General features: G+C 53.1%; 16 protein-coding genes. All 16 read right to left on the bottom strand.

From position 1 onward, the window contains the following. Positions 1–111: 111 nt before the first annotated feature. The 16 genes from NTX59_04445 to NTX59_04370 all read right to left on the bottom strand — a co-directional run bounded on the left by NTX59_04445 (position 112) and on the right by NTX59_04370 (position 18,839). Positions 112–675, bottom strand: coding sequence for a thymidine kinase (locus tag NTX59_04445; protein MCX5784917.1), 564 nt, complete (start codon positions 673–675; stop codon positions 112–114). Then, a complete protein-coding gene (locus NTX59_04440) occupies positions 672–1,628 on the bottom strand; it encodes an SDR family oxidoreductase (protein ID MCX5784916.1) in 957 nt (318 codons plus the stop codon). The genes NTX59_04445 and NTX59_04440 overlap by 4 nt, the downstream gene beginning before the upstream one ends. A 142-nt stretch (positions 1,629–1,770) precedes the next feature. After that, positions 1,771–3,849, bottom strand: a complete 2,079-nt coding sequence (locus NTX59_04435) for a hypothetical protein (protein ID MCX5784915.1) — start codon at positions 3,847–3,849, stop codon at positions 1,771–1,773. 149 nt (positions 3,850–3,998) lie between these two features. After that, a complete protein-coding gene (locus tag NTX59_04430) occupies positions 3,999–4,952 on the bottom strand; it encodes an ROK family protein (protein ID MCX5784914.1) in 954 nt (317 codons plus the stop codon). An 86-nt stretch (positions 4,953–5,038) separates the two neighbouring features. After that, positions 5,039–6,325 carry a bifunctional folylpolyglutamate synthase/dihydrofolate synthase gene (locus NTX59_04425; protein MCX5784913.1) on the bottom strand — a complete coding sequence of 429 codons (1,287 nt, stop codon included), beginning with the start codon at positions 6,323–6,325 and terminating at the stop codon, positions 5,039–5,041. Between the two features lie 92 nt (positions 6,326–6,417). Further along, on the bottom strand, positions 6,418–7,674 hold the full coding sequence (gene murA / locus NTX59_04420) for a UDP-N-acetylglucosamine 1-carboxyvinyltransferase (GenBank protein ID MCX5784912.1): 1,257 nt from the start codon (positions 7,672–7,674) through the stop codon (positions 6,418–6,420). Between the two features lie 96 nt (positions 7,675–7,770). Further along, positions 7,771–8,835, bottom strand: a complete 1,065-nt coding sequence (locus NTX59_04415) for a peptide chain release factor N(5)-glutamine methyltransferase (GenBank protein ID MCX5784911.1) — start codon at positions 8,833–8,835, stop codon at positions 7,771–7,773. Beyond that, positions 8,835–9,932, bottom strand: a complete 1,098-nt coding sequence (gene prfA / locus NTX59_04410; GenBank protein ID MCX5784910.1) for a peptide chain release factor 1 — start codon at positions 9,930–9,932, stop codon at positions 8,835–8,837. The genes NTX59_04415 and prfA overlap by 1 nt, the downstream gene beginning before the upstream one ends. 34 nt (positions 9,933–9,966) lie before the next feature. After that, a complete protein-coding gene (gene rpmE / locus NTX59_04405; protein MCX5784909.1) occupies positions 9,967–10,326 on the bottom strand; it encodes a 50S ribosomal protein L31 in 360 nt (119 codons plus the stop codon). Positions 10,327–11,023: 697 nt separating this feature from the next. Next, a complete protein-coding gene (locus tag NTX59_04400; GenBank protein ID MCX5784908.1) occupies positions 11,024–11,944 on the bottom strand; it encodes a M23 family metallopeptidase in 921 nt (306 codons plus the stop codon). Positions 11,945–12,029: 85 nt separating this feature from the next. After that, the gene (rho, locus tag NTX59_04395; GenBank protein ID MCX5784907.1) at positions 12,030–13,286 is read right to left on the bottom strand and encodes a transcription termination factor Rho; all 1,257 of its coding nucleotides are present in this window, start codon (positions 13,284–13,286) and stop codon (positions 12,030–12,032) included. Between the two features lie 76 nt (positions 13,287–13,362). Beyond that, on the bottom strand, positions 13,363–14,085 hold the full coding sequence (gene coaE / locus NTX59_04390) for a dephospho-CoA kinase (protein MCX5784906.1): 723 nt from the start codon (positions 14,083–14,085) through the stop codon (positions 13,363–13,365). Positions 14,086–14,169: 84 nt separating this feature from the next. Further along, positions 14,170–15,003, bottom strand: a complete 834-nt coding sequence (locus tag NTX59_04385; GenBank protein ID MCX5784905.1) for a rhomboid family intramembrane serine protease — start codon at positions 15,001–15,003, stop codon at positions 14,170–14,172. A 79-nt stretch (positions 15,004–15,082) separates the two neighbouring features. Beyond that, the gene (gene polA, locus NTX59_04380; GenBank protein ID MCX5784904.1) at positions 15,083–17,764 is read right to left on the bottom strand and encodes a DNA polymerase I; all 2,682 of its coding nucleotides are present in this window, start codon (positions 17,762–17,764) and stop codon (positions 15,083–15,085) included. A gap of 160 nt (positions 17,765–17,924) precedes the next feature. Next, positions 17,925–18,248 (bottom strand): thioredoxin, encoded by a 324-nt coding sequence (trxA, locus tag NTX59_04375; GenBank protein ID MCX5784903.1) that lies wholly within the window; start codon positions 18,246–18,248, stop codon positions 17,925–17,927. A gap of 207 nt (positions 18,249–18,455) precedes the next feature. Continuing rightward, entirely contained in the window at positions 18,456–18,839 is a 384-nt protein-coding gene (locus tag NTX59_04370; protein ID MCX5784902.1) for a response regulator, read from the bottom strand. Between the last annotated feature and the right edge of the window lie 42 nt (positions 18,840–18,881).

Raw genomic sequence — 18,881 nt, 5'->3', positions numbered from 1 at the left:
GCCTTATTTAAATAACTATCATTACTTGCCATATGCTTGAAGCCGTATGCCATATGCTTTTATAAGGACCTCCCGAAGCTTATGGCATATGGCTTATGGCCTACGGCATTTTTACTTTTCAGGCTTGAAGCACTTTCTGCAGCGGGCTTCGTATTTGTCTCCCGAACCCACCTCTATCCTGCGGCCGCTGTCGCTTAAACGCTGGCTGAAATGTGCGGGGTTGCCGCAAACCATGCAGATCGCCAGGTTCTTGGTCACGAACTCCGACACGGCCATAAGCCTTGCCATGTTTAAAAACGCCGAGCCGCGGTAGTCCTGGTCCAGGCCCGCCACTATCACGCGCTTACCAGAATCCGCGAGCTTCTGGCAGACTTCCACTATTTCTTCCCCGAAAAAGTGCGCCTCATCTATACCCACCACCTGCGTGTCCGGAGCTATTTCTTTAAGGATCTCCTTAGCGGTTTTTACGGGCTTAGCCGCCAGCATAGTCTTGTCGTGCGACACCAAATGCTCCTTGGAGTAGCGCGTATCCAGATGAGAATTAAAAACCTGCACCTTCTGCCGGGCGATGTTCGCCAGTTTAAGGCGCCGTATCAGTTCCTGGGTCTTGCCGGAAAACATGCTGCCGCAGACCACTTCGATCCAACCGGACCCCGACGAAACATTAAAGATCATTGTTTATCTCCGTTGAACTTTTTAAAAAAATAATCCCAGGTAAGCTTGATGCCCTCCGGGAACATCACCAGCGGCTTAAAGCCCAGCTCCCTGCGGGCGCGGGTAATATCCGCGTAAGTCTTACGGATATCGCCGCGGCGCTTCGGCAGAAAAACCTTTTCTATTTTCCGGTCAAGAATACGCTCAAGTTCCCTGACAATATCCAGAAGCGAGATGTTTGACCCGGTGGCTACATTATACACCTTGCCGGAAACCCCTGGCGCCAGGGCCGCGCGTATATTACCGTCCACCACATTGCTGACAAAGGTGAAATCGCGGGACTGCCTGCCGTCCCAGTGCACCTCAAGGGGACGGCCCTGCGCTGCCAGCTCCATGAACTTCGGAATGACAGCCGAGTAAACGGATTCCGGATTCTGCCTTGGTCCGAACACGTTGAAATAGCGCAGCGCCACGGTTTCAAGCCCGTAAGTTTTCGCGAACACGTGGCAATAATGCTCCCCGGCCAGTTTGCTCACCGCGTAAGGCGATACCGGCGCGGTCGGCAAACTTTCCTTCTGCGGGAACACGCGGCATTCCCCGTAAGCGGAACTTGTGGCCGCATACACAAAACGTCTCACCCCCGCTTTTTTTGCCGCCATTAAAGCGTTAAGCGTGCCGGTGGCGTTATTATCGTTAGCGGCGCGGGGATTGTCAACGGACTTGGGCACGGAACGGAAAGCCGCCTGATGCAGAACATAAGTAACACCCTTCATGGCGCGGACAAGGTCCGGGGGCTGTCGCAAATCGCCTTTTACCAGTTCAAATTTACCGGCAAAAGGTTCCAGGTTCTCTTTCCTGCCGGTGGAGAAATTATCAAAAACACGCACCCGCTCCCCTCTTTTTATAAGTTCTTCCGTTATGTTGGAGCCTATGAAACCCGCCCCGCCGGTAACCAGCCAAAGCCGTTTTTTCATGTTTAAATTTTCTCCTGAAATCTATTTTATCATTTTACGAAACTCAAGCGAATAGCGAATAGGGGTGGAAACACGGATTTTGATGTTTTTTTGTTTTTCTTAACCTTCTTCCCCTGCTTCGCTGTTCGCTATTCTCTAACCCCTAGTCCCGGACCTCCCCCTCTTTCCGCCAGGGATGCCAGAATTTCCTGGAATCAGCGTCCAAGTCGTCTTTCGCCGCGTGATCGTTCATTTTCAAACTGATAAGGAAATAAAACTCTTTAGCCCCCGTGCGGGTGCGGACTTCCCACTTTGTCCTGAAATCGTGAAAATCCTTGTAAACTATCAGGCTCTTTTCAAAAAAAATAAATTCCGAAAACCTTATAAAACCGGCGGGCACGGTTTTGAAGCGCAAAACGCCCTCAACGCGCCAGGAGGAGTCCGGGCGCGGTTTAAAACCGAACGTCTGGTTGAGAATGTAGACGCTGGGGTCAGAGTTATAATTTGCAAGGCCGGAATGCGAGTAGTTTTTTTCGTCGCCCACGTTAATCTGGGCGATAAAACTGCGGTTGCCATTCCCGAAAATGTAAGAATCCTCAAGATATATATCCAGCCCCTGGCGCGGCGAGTAATATAATTCGGAGATAAGCGGGGACAGGCGCTGGGAAAAAACGGAATGCGAGGAATCCCGAAGATCGTAGGAAGTCTGGGACTTAAAGTAAATGTCTCTGCGCGGCATTATAAAAAGTTCCGGGGATATTGACTTGATCTCCTCCCCCTTGTCGGCCGCCTTTGAGTCCGGCCCAAGGCGGTTAACTTTCATGCGGCGCAGGTATGAATATTTAAAATCGAACGCGCCCCAAAGACTGTCGTAGCGCAGATTGACATTGGAGCCGTAGCGGCCTATCCACTGATCAGCCATAACGGCGGACGTGGCGATAAAAAGCGACTGATCGTAAAAAACCGAAGGCGAGAGTATAATATGTTTGCTGAACGGCACCGGTTTTGACATCGTCCAGACGCCGCGGCCCCTGCGCTGGTATTGGTTTGTTCCGGTATCCAGCGCGTTTTCAAAATCCCCTGTGAAGGAATTTAAAACCGGCAGAGGGCCGACCTTAAAAGGCACGGTATTAAAATCAAGCCTCGGCGCAGATTCGGAATCCTTGATAAAGCTCTTTAAGTCCGCGCTCCGTACATAGTGCTCGGAAATGCTGAGGCGCGTCAGCGTGTAATTTGACTGCCGGGTAAAGGCAAGGCTCGCCTGTTTGTCGGGACTTACGGCAAAGGGGTTGTTGCGGAAAAAATCATTGTTAAAGTCCGGGTCTGAGAGCAGGCGAAAGGATGACTGGCTGTAATAGCGGGCGGGGTCGCTTTCGCTGAAACGGTTAAAGCTGTGCCAGTAGCCGCCGCTGGCGCCCCAGCGGTCGAGTTTCGAGCCCGTCTCCCTTATGCGGTAAACGGACAGGTTTGAGATGTTTTTCTCCGGCTTCCGGTAATCCGCCTCGCCGCCGGTGCCAAAACCCTTCTTGGCGAAATAATCCAAAAAAAGCCTGCCGCTGAGGTTCGGGTTGAACTTGTAGACAAAGGTCGACTTGACATAAACGCCGTTCCTCTCGTCATAGCCTGGGCGGAAATTCCCCGCAAAAGGCGTACCGCTGCTGCCAAAAGGCCGGTAAAGCACCGGAAAATAAAAAATCGGCACCCTGCCAAGAAAAAACACGGTATTGTAAGCCAGAAAATACCTGTTTGGCACCAGGTAAATGCGGCTGGCCCTTATGCGGTAATGCGGCGGCTCTTCGTCACAACTGGTAAGGCTGGCCTTCCTGTAAAGGTAGCGGCGCTCATTGAACTCTATGCGGCTGCCGCGGAAAATAAAATTTTTATACGCGAGACGCCCGTCCGTCACAAAGCCGGAATCCGCTCCGTAATCGAACACACCGCTTTTGCCGTAAATTGTGCCTGTGTCGTCGTCCATCACAAAATCACCGGGGGAAACGGCCGTACGGCTTGCCATATTAACGCTCATCTCCACGGCGCGCATTATTTTCAGCGTCTTGCCCTCAGATGAAATTTCTTTCAGGCTCGCGTTGCCTTTCAGGTTTATAACCCTGGTGTATTCGTTAAATTGCCCCTCATCGGCCGAAAAATCCATATGGTGCGTGCCGGTGGAGGAAGGCAAATCATAAGCCCCCGCCAGAGGCGGGCATACATAAAGTACAAGCGTCAAAAAAACTATTTTCATTTAACAATCATTGCCAGCGAATAGGGGTTAGCGAATAGCTTATAGAAACAGATAAATCATAAAGGTCCGTATTTCCAATACTTGCGTAGGTGCCGTATCAAGGGCTATGCCCAGCAAACGGCCTTCCCTATTTCGCTATTCACTATTCGCTATGCCCTGCCGTTCTCCGCTTTCTCAAGCCCGAACAAGGCCGCGCCGTAAGCGCCCAGGTCGGCATTTTTGGCGATCTTTACTTTCACCGTTTTAAATGGCGTCTTTATCTGCTGGGCGCGAAAAACCTCTTTAAGCGCCGGCATGAAATGCCTGGCCGCCCTGGACACCCCCCCCGTAAGCACCACGCAATCGGGGTTGAGCAGAAGCAGCATGCCCGCTAACCCCCGGCCCAGCGAGCCGCCCATCTCAGCCCAAATATCCACCGCTGTTTTATGGCCGGCGTCGGCCGCTTTTGTAAGGCAGATCGTGTTCAGTTTCTCCCGGCCGGGAGCGCTATATTTTTTAACAAAAGCCTCGGCATCCGGAATGCGCGCCCTTGCCTCGCGCAACAGGGCGTAACTGCCGCAATAGGCTTCAAGGCAGCCGCGCCCGCCGCAATGGCATTGTCGCCCTCCGGGGACTATTTTCACATGTCCCGCTTCTCCTGCCGAGCCGGTGGCGCCGTGGTAAAGCCCGCCGTTCACTATAAGCCCCGCACCTATGCCGGTGCCCAGTGTTATAGCCAGAACATTACCCGGCCCGCGGCCTAGTTCCAGCACATACGCTCCCCAGGCCGCCATATTGGCGTCGTTTTCCACAAAACAACAGAGACCCGTCATCTTTTTTATGGGAGCGGCCACCTCCATCCGGCTCCAGCCTAAATTAGGCGAAAAACGCAGCAGGCCCTTTTCCGGGTCCACATCGCCCGCTATACCGACGCCCGCGGAAACAAGTTTCTTTCCGTAAGAGTTTTTGAAAGCTTTTAATACTCCGCAAAGCCGGTTCATGAAACTGGAGGGACCAGCTCCCGGGTCGGTGTGGAACCGCTCTTCCCGAAAGAACCTGCCGGTTCTATCTAAAACCGTGAGTTTGGTGTTGGTACCGCCGATATCTATTCCTATGCCAAGCATAAATACCTCTCGATTATAGGGGCTGGAGGTTAGTGGTTAGAGTTTAGGGAAGGAGTTCCTGATTTCTGAACCCTCGCCGCTAGCCCCTAGCCGCTAACCCCTGCCTTTAATATTTTCAGCGCGGCTCCAGCCAGGTAGAACGACCCCAGTACCGCCGCCGTTCCGCTTTTTGACGCCGACAATAAAGCCGCCTCCGCGTTTTCCTGGACCTCGATCGAGGCGTCGGGCCTTAAACGGGAAAAAATATCGGCCAGCGCGCAGGGATCGACCGCGCGCGAAGAAGCGGGCCTTGTAAAAATAATTTTTGCCGCGTGCGGCGCGATAATCTCAAGTATGCGTATGTAATCCTTGTCTTCAAGCATGCCCATTACGAATGCGGCGTTGCCCCCGGCAAAAGGCGAAACCTCCCAGGTACGCACGAAAGCCGCGGCCGCCTCCGGGTTATGCGCCCCGTCAACCACGAACACCGCGCCTCCGAATGCGGGCCCGCTTTTAAACACCTGAAACCGGCCGGGCCAGCGCGCCTTTTCAAAACCGGCTGCCGTGTGCGTTTTCTTCAGGGGCCAGCCGAGACCTGAGAGTATTTCACACCCTTCGTAAACCAGTGTGGCGTTTGAATTCTGGCGCTCGCCCAAAATGCCGAAGGGATAAAGCTCGCCTGTTTTTTTATGGCAGAGCGTCATGGAGCCGCTCTTCCAATTATAGGCCTTTATTTCAAATTCCGGGGCGAAAAAGTGCAGAGGCGAATTTTTAAGCTCAGCTTCTTCCATTATAGGCGCCATAGCTTCAGCGCTCAAAACCGGAGCCAGACATGGAACACCCCGCTTTATAATGCCCGCTTTCTGAGAAGCCACCAAACCTAAAGTATCACCCAGATATTTTTTATGGTCCAGTTCAACCGAGGTTATAACGCAAAGCTCCGGTTTCTTTATGACATTGGTGGTGTCAAAACGCCCGCCTATCCCCACTTCTATAATGGCAATATCGGTTTTATTCCTTTCAAAGTACAGGAAAGCCATGCAGGTTAAAATTTCAAAAAAGCCAAGTTCGGGACCGGCTGCGTAAACCTCTTCAAAAAGCGCGGCGAAATCAGCGCGGCTTATTTCGGCGCCGCCCTCCTGTATCCGCTCGGTAAGGTCGATCAGGTGTGGTGAAATAAATAAGCCTGTTTTTAACCCCGCCGAACGGAGGGCGGCTTCAAAAAGCGCGCACACCGAACCCTTGCCGTTGGTGCCGGTAACATGAATGGACTTTATTTTATCCTGCGGGTTGCCAAACCGCTCAAGGCAAGCCAGTGCGGCCATAAAGTTGTCTTTTTTAACAACGCCCTGTCTTCCCAATAAAAGTTTTTCAGATTCTTCAAAAGAAATCATAAGTTAGGGGTTAGAGGATAGCGCATAGGGGTCAGGGAAGGAGTTCTTTATTCCACCACTAACCTCTCGCCTCTATACGCTAGCCACTGCCGTTAGCTTTTCACTCTCTCTATATCCGCTCCAAGGCGCCGCAGCTTATCTTCGAACCGCTCATAACCGCGGTCTATGTGATACACCCGGCGCACCAGCGTTTTGCCTTTCGCCGCCAGCGCCGCAACCACCAGAGCCGCGCCCGCGCGCAAATCCGAAGCCATTACCGGCGCGCCTAAAAGGGCGTCCACTCCCCGTATATGCGCCTTCTTGTCCAGCACTGAGATGTCGGCTCCCATGCGGCAAAATTCCGCAGCATGTATGAAGCGATTTTCAAAAATACGTTCATTAACGGAACATACGCCGCGTGCCCTGACCATGAAGGCCATCCAGGGGGCCTGAAGGTCGGTCGGAAAGCCGGGGTAAGGTCTGGTCAGGACATTGACCGGCCTGGGTCTTCCGCCGCCGGAATTTATTTCAACCGCGTCTTTAAAAACCGACACCTTAACCCCGGCCAGACGCAAATGTCTGGTAAGCGTGTCCACGGTTTTTGGCGCGGCCCCGGACAAACGCACCCGGCCGCCGGCCGCGGCGCAGGCAAGCATGAAAGTTCCGGTTTCAATGCGGTCAGGCATCACGGAATGTTTAAGGCCTTTAAGGCGCTCCGCGCCGATTATCTCGATGCGGGCCGTGCCCTCCCCCTTTATTCTGGCTCCCATTTTTTTAAGCGCGGCGGCCAGATCCGCTATCTCGGGCTCCCGTGCGCAATTCTCGAGCAGGGTACGGCCCTCTATAAGAGAGGCGCACATCATCAGGTTCTCGGTTGCGCCAACGCTTGGGAACCGGAATTTAACGCGCGCCGCCTTCAGTTTTTTGGCGGCGAGCACCACATCGCCCTTCTCGTATGTTACGGATGCCCCCAGCTTTTTGAACGCCTCCAAATGTATATCTATGGGCCGCAGCCCTATGGAGCAGCCGCCAGGCAGCGAGAAACGCGCTTTTTTAAACCGCGCGAGCAGCGGGCCGGCAACCAGCATGGAAGCGCGCATTTTACGCACCAGGTCGTAGGGGGCGTGAAGCTTCAGCGGGACGCGTTCCTCGGCCACAAAATCGCCATACCCGTAAAAGCAGTTCTTGCCCAGGTAATTGAGCAGTTCAAAGGTGGAACGGATGTCCCTGAGTTCGGGCACATTTTTTATTTCGCATCTTTCTCTGGTAAGCAGCGTGGCCGCCAGTATCGGCAGGGCGGCGTTTTTTGAACCGCTGATCCTAACTTCACCGTGAAGCTGTTTACCGCCGTGAATTATAAAATTATCCATAGTAGTTAAATGCAGGGGCGAGGGGCTAGAGACTAGCGGAGAAGGTACTGAATCAAGGAACTCCTTCCCTATCCGCTCTGCGCTATCCCCTATTCGCTATTCCCTCATCCTCCCGTAAATAAAACGTTCTTTTCCATTAATATCTTTCAGAGCGCGACTTTCGCTCCAAAACCGGCCCGAAAAAAGCCCGGCCAGGTCTTTCCACTGCCCGGCCCCGGTTTCAATAAAAAGCTCCCCGCCTTTTTCAAGCGAGCGCGGGGCTTCCTTTATGAGCCGGCGCGCTATTTTCAGGCCGTCGGGGCCGCCATCAAGGGCAAGTTTCGGCTCAAAGAGCACCTCCACCTGCAGACCGGCCACCGCCCCGGTTGGGATATAGGGAGGGTTTGAAACTATCACTTTATATCTGCCCGGCACTGCGCCAAGACTGTCCGCTTTCAAAAACCTCACCCTGTCGGCAAGGCGAAGCAGGCGGGCGTTTTCCCGCGCGCGTTTAAGCGCGCGCGCGGAAATGTCCACCGCCGTAACTTTAAGGGCCGGAAAACGCGCCGCAAGCGCCAGCGCTATGGCGCCCGAGCCGGTGCCGAAATCAAGCAGAGTGACCCCGCCACCTGCAATCCTCTGGAGGTGCCGTCCCAAAGGCCTCTGGCCCGCAAAACGGCCTTGCCCCGCTCTTTTGGATTTACGTTGGGACCAAAAGGGCGGGGCTTGCCCGACTTTGGCGGGGCCTGCCGGTCCCGAAACGGATGATGGGGTAATAACCTTGCCCTGTAAGCCCGCGGCAGGCGCCATAAGCGGGCCCCAGCGTTTTTTCAGCCCGGTACAAACCAGTTCTACCAGTTCCTCCGTTTCAGGCCGCGGCACCAGCACGGCTTTATCCACTTTAAGCCTCAGCCCGCAGAAATTCTGCTCGCCCAATATGTAGGCAAGCGGCCATCCGCTTATTTTCAGCTCCAGATTTTTTTTAAAAACACTTTCCGCCGCGGCCGGAACTTCCCTTTCGCGCCGTGCCAAAAGCTCCAAACGTCCAATGCCAAGGGCCGAGGCCAGAAGCCATTGGGCGTTAAGGTCCGCCTCCTCTATGCCGTTTTTCGTGAGGCGCGCAACGGCCTCTTTCAGCAAGCTGTCAGCCTGTGGACGCGCAATGCCGGGACCTGGAACCATCAGAGGACCCCGCTTTCTTCAGCACCGCGTTTCGTTGACATATCCAGTCTTATTTCCTCCAGCATTGCCCTGATATTGCCGTCCAGAAGTTCATCGATATTATGCCAGGATAGCTGCACGCGGTGGTCGGTCACACGGCTTTGGGGGAAATTATAGGTGCGTATTTTTTCCGAACGGTCTCCAGTGCCCACCTGCTTTTTTCGTTCCCCCGCCTGCGACTGAGCCTGCGATTCCTCGGAAAAGCGCGCGAGCTTGGCCGCCATGAGCTGCATAGCTTTCTCGCGGTTCTGGCCCTGCGAGCGTTCCTGCTGGCACTGCGTGATCGTACCGGTTGGCAGATGCGTCAGACGCACGGCTGTTTCCACCTTATTAACATTCTGCCCGCCGGCCCCGCCGGAGCGATAGGTGTCCATTTTCAGATCTTTCGGATCTATCTTTATTTCCACTACGTCTATTTCAGGCATCAGGGCCACGGTAACGGTAGATGTATGCACCCGGCCCGAAGCCTCGGTCTGCGGGACCCTTTGCACGCGGTGCACGCCGCCCTCGTACTTGAGCCAGGAATACACTTCCTGACCCGAGATATAGAGGACAGCGTTTTTTATGCCCTTAAGGCCGGTATAGTTCAAATCCCTTATTTCCACCCGCCAGCCCATGGCCTGCGCGAATTTAGTGTACATCCGCAGCATGTCGGAAGCGAAAAGCGCCGATTCGTCGCCTCCAACTCCGGCCCTTATTTCAAGAAAAATATTTTTTGAATCCGCGGGGTCCGGCGGGAGTATAAGAAGCTTCAGTTTTTTTTCAAGCCCGGCCAACCGGGTTTTAAGCGTTTCATATTCCGCGATCGCCATGGCCGCCAGCTCCGGATCGTGCTCGGAAATCATCTTGCGGGCGCCTTCCGTCTCTTCACGCGCTTTTTCAAGCTCCTCTGAAGTTTTAAGCACGCTGTCAAGATAGGAATGCCGTCTGGACAGAGCCTCAATATCTTTCGGGGCAAGCCCGCCCGAGGCCAGCCTGTCCTCCACCTGCGAAAATTCTTCTTTTATTTTTTTAAGCTCTTCTTCTTTCATGTTGTAAATAAAAAACAGGCGCTTCAAAATATGAACACGCCTGCCTTAAATATAAAAACAGCTACTTGGTCTCCGGTTTCGCCTCCGCTTTAGGGGCTTTTTCAGTTTTAGCCTCTGTTTTCTTGGGGGCGGAGGAGAGCACTTTTTTAGCTTTACTGTTATGCTTGGGCGACACGGAAGCCTTTATAACCTTTCTGGGCTTGCGCACCACCATTTTCCCGTCGGAAGCGGCAAACTTTTTCTTAAATTTCTCAACGCGGCCGGCCGTGTCGAGCAGTTTCTGCTTGCCGGTATAAAAAGGATGGCAGGCCGAGCATATCTCGACTTTGATGGCCGGTTTGATAGAGCGGGTCTGAAAAGTATTGCCGCATACGCAGGTAACTTCGCAAATGCTGTATTTAGGGTGGATATCGGTTTTCATGAGTTTTTTCCTTAAAAATTAAAATTACACCGTTATAGATTATACCATATTGACGGGACAGGAAAAGGCTGAAGGCTGAGGGGGCACATTCAAGGTGCTAGTGCAACAAGGTTAGTAAGGATACCGTTGTGTCGTGGGAATAATTGGAGGGGGTGACGGCGGGTTTGCCCGCTGCGCCCCAGTAGCGGAGAGGAGGCTCCACCCCTCAATACGGGGTGGAGGGGGACCACGGGAGGGTCCCCCCACGGGTCTGGGGCGAAGGGCAATCCGCCGGCAGGACCCCCGAACTTGCAGCCACGACACATATAAATTCCACCGCTTGTTGCACTAGCGATTTGAACTCGTGGGGCTGCTGGCTGAAGGAAAAGATGGGATATTTTTTATTTCCCTGCCTTTTTAAATAAGCCTCTCCCTCTTGCTTCAGCCTGACGCCTATTCGGTTCCCTCTTACGATCTTGTGCGCCGGCCACCGCTAGCCCGAATCCTGCAGTCAGGATTCGCCCGGAGGGCAGCTCTTTTGCCTATAATTCAGCAAATTATTGGGCAAAAGGGCCGGGTTGCCCCGCCCTTTTACGCTCATGAGCGAGTTTTGAGCGCATTTTTTTGTGCGCGCCGCGCCGAGTGCACATTCACCTGCCTGCCGCCGGAAAAGGGCGGCCCTTTGGGGCGAAAGTTGCAGTCAACTGCAACTTTCGGGCTAGTTTCTGCCGATTTTGGACATCGGGTTTATGGATCTGCCTGAAGGAGTGATTATTTCAAAATGCAGATGCGGCCCCGTGGACTGTCCGGTGGAACCCACTTTGCCTAGCATATTTTTTGATTTCTGCACGGTCTCGCCCACGCGCACTTCCACCTTTGAAAGATGGCCGTAGCGCGCCACAGAGCCGTCTTTGTGGCGCACCTCCACAGTATTACCGTATCCCCCCTTCCAGCCCGCGAAAGCCACGGTTCCGGAACGCGAGGGATAGACCGGAGTGCCAAGCGGCATGGGAATATCGCAGCCATCGTGGAAAATGCGGCGGTGCAGTATGGGGTGATAGCGGTAGCCGAAAGACGAACTGATGCGGATATGGCCGCCGTTAAAGGGCAGGCGGTAGGTATCCAGGTTTAAATAAACCGAAGCCAAAAAAATCCTGTCGCCTTTTTTAAATTTGTAGTTGCCGAGCATGGCCGAGGGCGGCAGGTCGTTATCCTTTATTATCAATTCTTTGAAAGTTTTAAAGTCGCCGGCTTTGGGCTTGAAACGCGCGGCCAGGCCATTTAGGGTTTCTCCTCCGCCTGTAACCTCGTAAAGGAGGCCGCGGCCGTTATATACGCGCATATAGCCGCCGCGAGAGAGGAAAATAAATTCGTTGTTATTGGTGCTTTGAAGCGAGCGCACATCGGTGTTGTAACGCGCGGCAAGCGCCCTTATGTTTTCGCCATTGCCCACCTTGTGGCGGGCGTGAATAAGGCGCGGCACTTTTTGAAAAACCTCAGGAGGGGGCTCCGCAGGACCGGGCGGGGTGAGAACTGAAAATCTGTCGTAATCGCCCGGCGTCATGGTCCCGATACCGAAAGCGTAAACGCTTAAGGCCAGACAGACGCCGATGAGCAGATAGCTTTTTTTCAGGCGCATTCGTTACTACTCCAATTATATGGAATTCAGGGGTCAGAATTCAGAATCCTGGCTGCTGGATTCTGACTGCCTGAGTAGTTACGCTTTACCGGTTAATCATCTCCATTGACTTCAAAAAATCCTTGTTGGATTTGGTGGCCGAAAGCTTGGTTAAAAGCAGTTCCATAGCGTCGACGGGCGAAAGCGGCGCCAGAACCTTGCGCAGTATCCACACTTTGTTAAGCTCGTCTTCGGTCATCAGCAGCTCTTCCTTGCGGGTGGAGGTGCGGTTTATATCTATGGCCGGGAAAATACGCCTGTCGGAAAGTTTACGATCAAGGTAGATTTCGCAATTGCCGGTGCCCTTGAATTCCTCAAAAATGACATCGTCCATGCGGCTGCCGGTTTCCACGAGAGCCGTGGCGATAATGGTAAGAGAACCGCCCTCCTCAAGTTTTCTGGCCGCGCCGAAAAAGCGCTTGGGCCGCTGCAGAGAAGTGGATTCAAGGCCGCCGGAGAGCACTCTGCCGCTTGAGGGAGAGATGGTGTTGTAGGCGCGCGCGAGCCTGGTGACAGAGTCAAGAAGTATCACCACATCTTTCTTATGTTCGGTCAGGCGCTTGGCCTTTTCAAGAACGATCTCGGCCACCTGCACATGCCGGTCGGCCGGCTCGTCAAAAGTGGAGGCGATCACCTCGCCCTTCACCGAACGCTTCATATCCGTAACCTCTTCCGGTCGCTCATCGATCAAGAGCACAAGCAGTTCTATTTCCGGGTGGCTTGTGGTAAGCGAGTTTGCGATGCGCTGAAGTATCATGGTTTTTCCGGTTTTGGGCGCCGCCACGATAAGCGCCCGCTGGCCTTTGCCTATGGGAGCGATCAGGTCTATCACCCTTGAAGTCAGGTCGGTTTTTGAGTTTTCAAGTATGAAGCGCGAGTTGGGGTGCAGCGGAGTGAGATTATCAAAAAGCGAGCGGTGCCCTATTTTTTCTATCTCAATGCCGTTTACTGTTTTCACCTGCAGAAGGGCGAAAAAGCGTTCCCCCTCCTTGGGCGGGCGGATAAGGCCGTTTACAGTGTCGCCTTTTCGGAGCCCCAGTTTTTTTATCTGCGAGGGCGAAACATAAATGTCCTCGTGGCTTGAAAGGTAGTCGTATTCCTGCGAACGCAGAAAGCCGAAGCCGTCGGGGAGTATTTCAAGAACACCCTCGCCGTGCACAATGCCGTTTTGCTTGGCCTGGGCTTCCATAAGCTTTCCTATCAGTTCCTGCTTGCGCATGCCGGAAACGCTCTCAAGCTTGAACTGCTCGGCAATTTTAAGCAGTTCGGACACCGTCATTTTGGTCATGACGGTTACATCCATTTTGGGCATTATCTGAGCGCCCTGCGGCTGAGGAACCGGGCCGCCAGAGGGATTCGGATTGGTATTATTTTCCATTTTAGGGTTTCTCCTTAACTGCATGTTCACATCTTTTGAATTTTTCTCCGCCGTGTTTTCCATTATTTATTTCCCCTGTCTTTGGCCCCAATGCTTTTAAAAAACCGCACAGGACATTTATTTTAAATTTCAACTCCCCGACCCCGCCGTCGTTCATCAGCGTAATGTCCGAGAGAGCGGCCTTGCGCGCCTCTCCAAACTGCGCCAAGGTCCTTCTTTCCAGTTCCACCGCGCTCCAACCGCGCTTTAAAGCGCGCGCCCGCCGCGCTTTGGGCGGGGCACTGACGCAAACAGTAAACGCAAAACAATCTTTGAGCCCGGCTTCAAAAAGCAGAGGCGCTTCAACTACCGCTATTTTTGCGTGGGATTTTCTTATTAAAGAGTAAATACGCTTCAAAATCTCGGGGTGCAGCAAACCCTCAAGCCATTTTCTTTTGGAACTGTCGCCAAAGATTTCCAGGGAGAGCCCGCGCGTGTCGGGCAGGCCGTCTTTTAGGACTATCTCGGGGCCGAACTTCTTTAAGATTCTATTATAACATTCGGGCTCTGTCAACACTTCTTTTGCCAGAGCGTCCGCCGAAACGCAAAAAACGCCCTCCTGCAGGAACAGTTTAAGGACCGTGCTTTTGCCGGAGGCCGGCGCCCCCGTAAGGCCGATAATGATGCAGCGGCCGTGAAGGCGTTTAAGCTTTGCTTTCCAATACTTGAGCAGGTGCCGTGTCATGGACGGTGTCCCGCAGACGGCCAATACTTGCGTAGGTGCCGTATCATGGACGGTGTCTCACAGACGGCCAAAATTCAAGGCGGCTCATGCGTTCCCTCCCCGCGAATAACGGCTAAGCTTTTCAATTTCACTTTTAGAAAGGGAGCCAAGGCCTTTTTTTGAGATTTTTTCAAGCAAGGCGTCAGTTTCATTGCGCTCAGATTCAATTTTATCCTTCTTAGCCCAGGGCCACTGCGGCATTTCACCCCACCACCTGCTTATTCCACCACCTGCGGCAGGCGGTGGGATTATTTGCCGAAGGCAAATCTTCGATTTGAAGCAGGTGGTAGGGTCAAGCGTCCCCGCTTTCAGGTAAAGCCAGCCGAAAATCAGGCCGCTTAAGTGCGTGACATTAGCTATTTTTGAACCGGGTACGGCAAGACTGAGCGTAAATTCAAGCACCCCCAGCGCCAGAGCCAGCTGTCTCGCGGTTAAAGGGAAAATAAAATATAAATACACTTTCATGTCCGGGTAGTAAAATGCGAAAGCGGCAAGCAGGCCATAAATCGCCCCTGAAGCGCCTATCACCGGTATAACGGAGCGCGGCGATATCAAAACGGTAAAAAGCCCGGCCGCAACTCCGCAGAACAAAAAAAACCGCAAGAACCGTGCGGAGCCCATTATCGGCTCAAGAAAACGCCCAAGCATCCAAAGCATGAAGGCGTTAAAGAGAAAATGCCAGAAGCCGGCATGGATAAAAATATAGGTCAGGGGCTGCCAAAACCAATATTGCCCGGCCGTAAGCTGCGGAACCAGGCCGAAATACACGTTTAACACTGGGCCGAAGGCCAGCTCCAGGAGCCAGCCGGCAAAAAAACTTACGGCCAGCCACCGGGTAACGCGGGGCAGATTATTGAAAGATTCGAGAGCCAGGTTCATATTAAGTAGCGAATAGTAAATAGTAAGAAAGCTAATAGTAGTAGCCGGAAAATTTTATTATCAGCTTTTTCGCTATTCGCTATTCGCTATTCGCTATCTTACTATTCGCTGTCACTTCGTGCATATCCTGCCAGTTTTTTCCGGCTTTTAGTTCTACTTTCAGGGGCACGACAAGAGGGAAAGCGCTTTCCATTTCGCGTTTTACAAGCGCGGCCGTTTCTTCGATCAGCGGGTCCCGCACCTCAAAGATAAGCTCGTCATGCACCTGAGAAAGCATAAAAACCCCATCGGAATCTTTAATTAAGCCCCATATTCGTATCATGGCTTTCTTTATAATGTCGGCGGAACCGCCCTGAATAGGCGTATTAACCGCCGCCCTTTCGGCAAAAGACCTTATATGCGGGTTTGAAGCTTTCAACTCCGGCAGGGTCCGGCGCCGGCCCGTGAAAGTGGCGACAAAACCGTCTTTTTTTGCGGTCTCCACGGTTTTATCGATCCACTCCTTTACTCCAGAGTAAACTTCAAAATAGTGGTTTATATATTTGGCGGCGTCAGCGCGGCTTATGCCGAGCTCTCTGGCAAGGCCCTGCGCGCCCTGGCCGTACACTATGCCGAAATTTATGGCCTTGGCGGAGCGGCGCATCTCTTTTGTAACCAGCTCCGGGGCGCAATTAAAAATTTCGGAGGCCGTGCGCAGGTGTATGTCCTGGCCGGAGCGGAAGGCCTCTACGAGCGCCTTATCAAGCGAGTTGTGCGCCAGTACCCGAAGGTCTATCTGCGAATAGTCGGCGCTTAAAAGTGAAAAACCTTCGCGCGCTACGAAACACTTGCGCACCAGTTGTCCGTACTCGGAACGCACCGGGATATTCTGCAAATTGGGCTTTGAACTGGAGAAGCGGCCGGTGGCCGTGCCGATAGCGTCAAAAGTTGAATGCACCCTGCCGCCTGAGTCGGCGGCCGCAAGCAAATTATCGACGAAAGAGCTTTTCAGTTTTGATATTTCGCGGAACTCAAGTATTTTGGGGATTACCGGGTGCGCGGCCTTAAGGAAATTAAGCGCCTCTTCACCGGTTGAAAGGCCCTCTTTGGTCTTGAACATCCGCTTCTGCTGCTCGTCCAGTTGAATATTAAGCTTTTCATATATAAGGAATGACAGCTGTTTGGGAGAGTTAAGGTTTACCTTCTCTCCGGTAAGCGCTTCAGCCTCGCTTTCAATGGCGGAGAGTTTTTTTTCGAAATCCTGCGAGAGTTCGCCCAGCATTGCCATGTCCACCATAAAGCCGGTTTTTTCCATGGCGTAAACCGGGGCCGTAAGCGGCAATTCAAGCGTTTCATAAACTTTCCAAAGCCCGGCTGCCTCAAGCTCACCCTTCAGTTTCACCGCAAGTTCCCCAAGATGGCCGCAGACAAGCAGTTTTTCTTCCAGCGAGCCCTCCTGCGCCGGAGCGCGTCCAAGCTTTTCAAAAGCAAGGTTCTGCGGCCCGCGCTTTTTATCCCCCGCGCCGAGAAGAGCCGAGGCCGTTTCAAGTTCAAAAAAATTCATGGGGCTTTCACCCGCTTCAAAACCAAGCGAATGCATGGCGCTTTTAATGCCGAAAGCGGTTTTATGAATAGCCGGGTTTTTAAGGGCCGCAATTGCCAGAGCCGCCTGGCTTTGAGAAAAAAAACCTTTTTCCAGCAGGCAGACTCCGGAAGATGACCCGAGGGCAATCCCCCCTTCAAAAGCGTACGCTGAAAGCATATCGGGAACGGAAACAAGAATTTCATCCGGCGTTTTTATAGGCGGCAGATTTTCGGGTTTGGCCGTCCGAGGGCCATAGGCCTCTGATACGGCACTTACCCCGGTATTGGCCGCAAACAGCGACATAGACTCTCCGGCGGGCCCCGCGCCCCCCGCAGCGGCGCCGCACATGGCCCTTAATTCCCTGAACTCAAGGCGGTTAGCCATAGCTTCAAGAACGGCCATATCGGGCCTGGCCGGGATAAAAGCCTCAAAATCCGCCTCTACAGGCGCGTTCGTATCAAGCAGAATAAGCCGCCTTGAGAGCTCGGCATTAGCGAAGTCCCGCGCCACCCTGGCAAGCGCCTTGTCTTTGGACGCGAGTTCCGGACTTTTGGCGGCTTCGAGCACCGCCGCGAGACTCCCGTATTCATTAATAAGCTTTGCCGCGCTTTTTGGGCCGACGCCCAGAACTCCGGGCACATTATCGGAAGCGTCGCCTGTAAGAGAAAAGTAATCGGCAAGCTGCGCGGGCGTTACGCCATATTTCTTAAGCACAGCCTCCGGCCCCGAAAAAACCTGCGCTGAGCCGTCCCAAAGTTTTACAAGAGGGCCCACAAGCTGGCACGCGTCCTTGTCCCCTGAAACTATTACGGTTTCCACTCCGGCCCTTGAAAACTTTCCGGCAAGCGCCGCAATAAGGTCGTCGGCCTCAAAACCCTTCGCGTAAACGCCCTTGAATCCCAAAGCGGCCGTAAGTTCGCGCGCGCTGCCCAGCTGTCTTACCAGAGGCGCTTCGGTTTCCGTGCGGTTGGCTTTATACTCCGGGAATATGGAATCGCGAAACGACCCCCCGGGAGAATCAAAACACACGGCCAGGTAATGGGGCTTTTGCTCCCGCACCAGCTTAAGGAGCAGGCGCATGAAACCGTACAGCGCGCCAACTTCCTCCCCCTTTGAATTTGTAAGCTTAGGCAGGGCATGGTAGCTCCTGTGCAGGAAAGCGTGGGCGTCAACTATAAAAACGCGCTGGGAATTCATTTTATTGATTGCCGGTACGGTGAAGACGAAGTATTATGATTTCTGATCGATAGTTGCGGCTGACCGCAGCCGCGCCACAGGGGTGGAAGGTGGAAGTAATAATATTTCTTGCCTTAAACTCCGCTATGCTTTTACCTGCTGTCGCCCCCTCCTTGAGGGCTTACAGCAGTTCGTCCAGGTGGCGTTTTATATTTTCTTTCTGCTGAAGTCCCACCAGTTCCTGCGCGAGCTTGCCGCCCTTGAATAAAAGTATGGTGGGTATGGCTGAAATATTGTATTTTGCGGCGGTGTCGGGGCATTCATCGGTATTCAACTTACACACCTTTGCTTTGCCGGAATACTCCTTGGCCAGTTCCTCAATGATGGGGCCTATCATGCGGCAGGGGCCGCACCAGGGCGCCCAAAAATCCACCAGCACCGGGGTGGCGCATTTTATCACTTCCTCTTCAAAATTGGCGTCGGTCAGCTGTATTTCAGTTGGCATTGGAATCTCCTTTTAACTCCCCGTTTGTGCGCATCGGTCTGGAATAAAAACCGGCGGCGATAAACCGTATGGAATAAACGCTCAAAGATTAAATTTCACGCTTAGACTTTGCGGCCTGATCCCGGCAGACTATATTTATTTTCCCCGTCTGTTTTCTATCCGCTATCCCCTATTCGCCATTCGCTGATTAATATTATACCACAAGCGCTATTTCTTCTTACCGAGCAGATAGACCATCTCGGCCCACAGCTCTTCAACGCTGACGGGCTTTGAAAAAAACGCTCCGGCGCCGGCAAGCATGGCTTCCGAGCGGTCCGCGGGCTCGGTATATTTGGCGGAAATAAAGACCACGGGGGTTTTTTTAAGCTTCGGGGAGTCCCTGAGCACGCGCAAAAACTCAACGCCGTGCATATCCGGCAGCTGAACATCAAGTATGATAATGGACGGCGACACCTTGGAAAGCACGTCAAGAGCCTCACGGGCGGATCTCGCCACTGAAATTTCCGCCTCGGGCTCTTTGAGCTTTAAACCGTCATTGAGCGTCTCTATAAAATTCTCGTCATCGTCAACTATTAATATGCAGATTTTCATTGTTCCTCCACAAAGACTGCCATACGCTATAGAGTGCCATAA

It is taken from the genome of Elusimicrobiota bacterium (assembly GCA_026388155.1).
In the GTDB taxonomy this organism is placed as follows: domain Bacteria; phylum Elusimicrobiota; class Elusimicrobia; order Elusimicrobiales; family UBA9959; genus UBA9634.
This window is presented reverse-complemented; position numbering and strand designations above follow the sequence as displayed.

Coding starts and splice junctions, on each gene's coding strand:
- NTX59_04445 (MCX5784917.1), bottom strand. CDS start 675: ATGATCTTTAATGTTTCGTCGGGGTCCGGTTGGATCGAAGTGGTCTGC.
- NTX59_04440 (MCX5784916.1), bottom strand. CDS start 1,628: ATGAAAAAACGGCTTTGGCTGGTTACCGGCGGGGCGGGTTTCATAGGC.
- NTX59_04435 (MCX5784915.1), bottom strand. CDS start 3,849: ATGAAAATAGTTTTTTTGACGCTTGTACTTTATGTATGCCCGCCTCTG.
- NTX59_04430 (MCX5784914.1), bottom strand. CDS start 4,952: ATGCTTGGCATAGGAATAGATATCGGCGGTACCAACACCAAACTCACG.
- NTX59_04425 (MCX5784913.1), bottom strand. CDS start 6,325: ATGATTTCTTTTGAAGAATCTGAAAAACTTTTATTGGGAAGACAGGGC.
- murA (MCX5784912.1), bottom strand. CDS start 7,674: ATGGATAATTTTATAATTCACGGCGGTAAACAGCTTCACGGTGAAGTT.
- NTX59_04415 (MCX5784911.1), bottom strand. CDS start 8,835: ATGGTTCCAGGTCCCGGCATTGCGCGTCCACAGGCTGACAGCTTGCTG.
- rpmE (MCX5784909.1), bottom strand. CDS start 10,326: ATGAAAACCGATATCCACCCTAAATACAGCATTTGCGAAGTTACCTGC.
- NTX59_04400 (MCX5784908.1), bottom strand. CDS start 11,944: ATGCGCCTGAAAAAAAGCTATCTGCTCATCGGCGTCTGTCTGGCCTTA.
- rho (MCX5784907.1), bottom strand. CDS start 13,286: ATGGATGTAACCGTCATGACCAAAATGACGGTGTCCGAACTGCTTAAA.
- coaE (MCX5784906.1), bottom strand. CDS start 14,085: ATGACACGGCACCTGCTCAAGTATTGGAAAGCAAAGCTTAAACGCCTT.
- NTX59_04385 (MCX5784905.1), bottom strand. CDS start 15,003: ATGAACCTGGCTCTCGAATCTTTCAATAATCTGCCCCGCGTTACCCGG.
- polA (MCX5784904.1), bottom strand. CDS start 17,764: ATGAATTCCCAGCGCGTTTTTATAGTTGACGCCCACGCTTTCCTGCAC.
- trxA (MCX5784903.1), bottom strand. CDS start 18,248: ATGCCAACTGAAATACAGCTGACCGACGCCAATTTTGAAGAGGAAGTG.
- NTX59_04370 (MCX5784902.1), bottom strand. CDS start 18,839: ATGAAAATCTGCATATTAATAGTTGACGATGACGAGAATTTTATAGAG.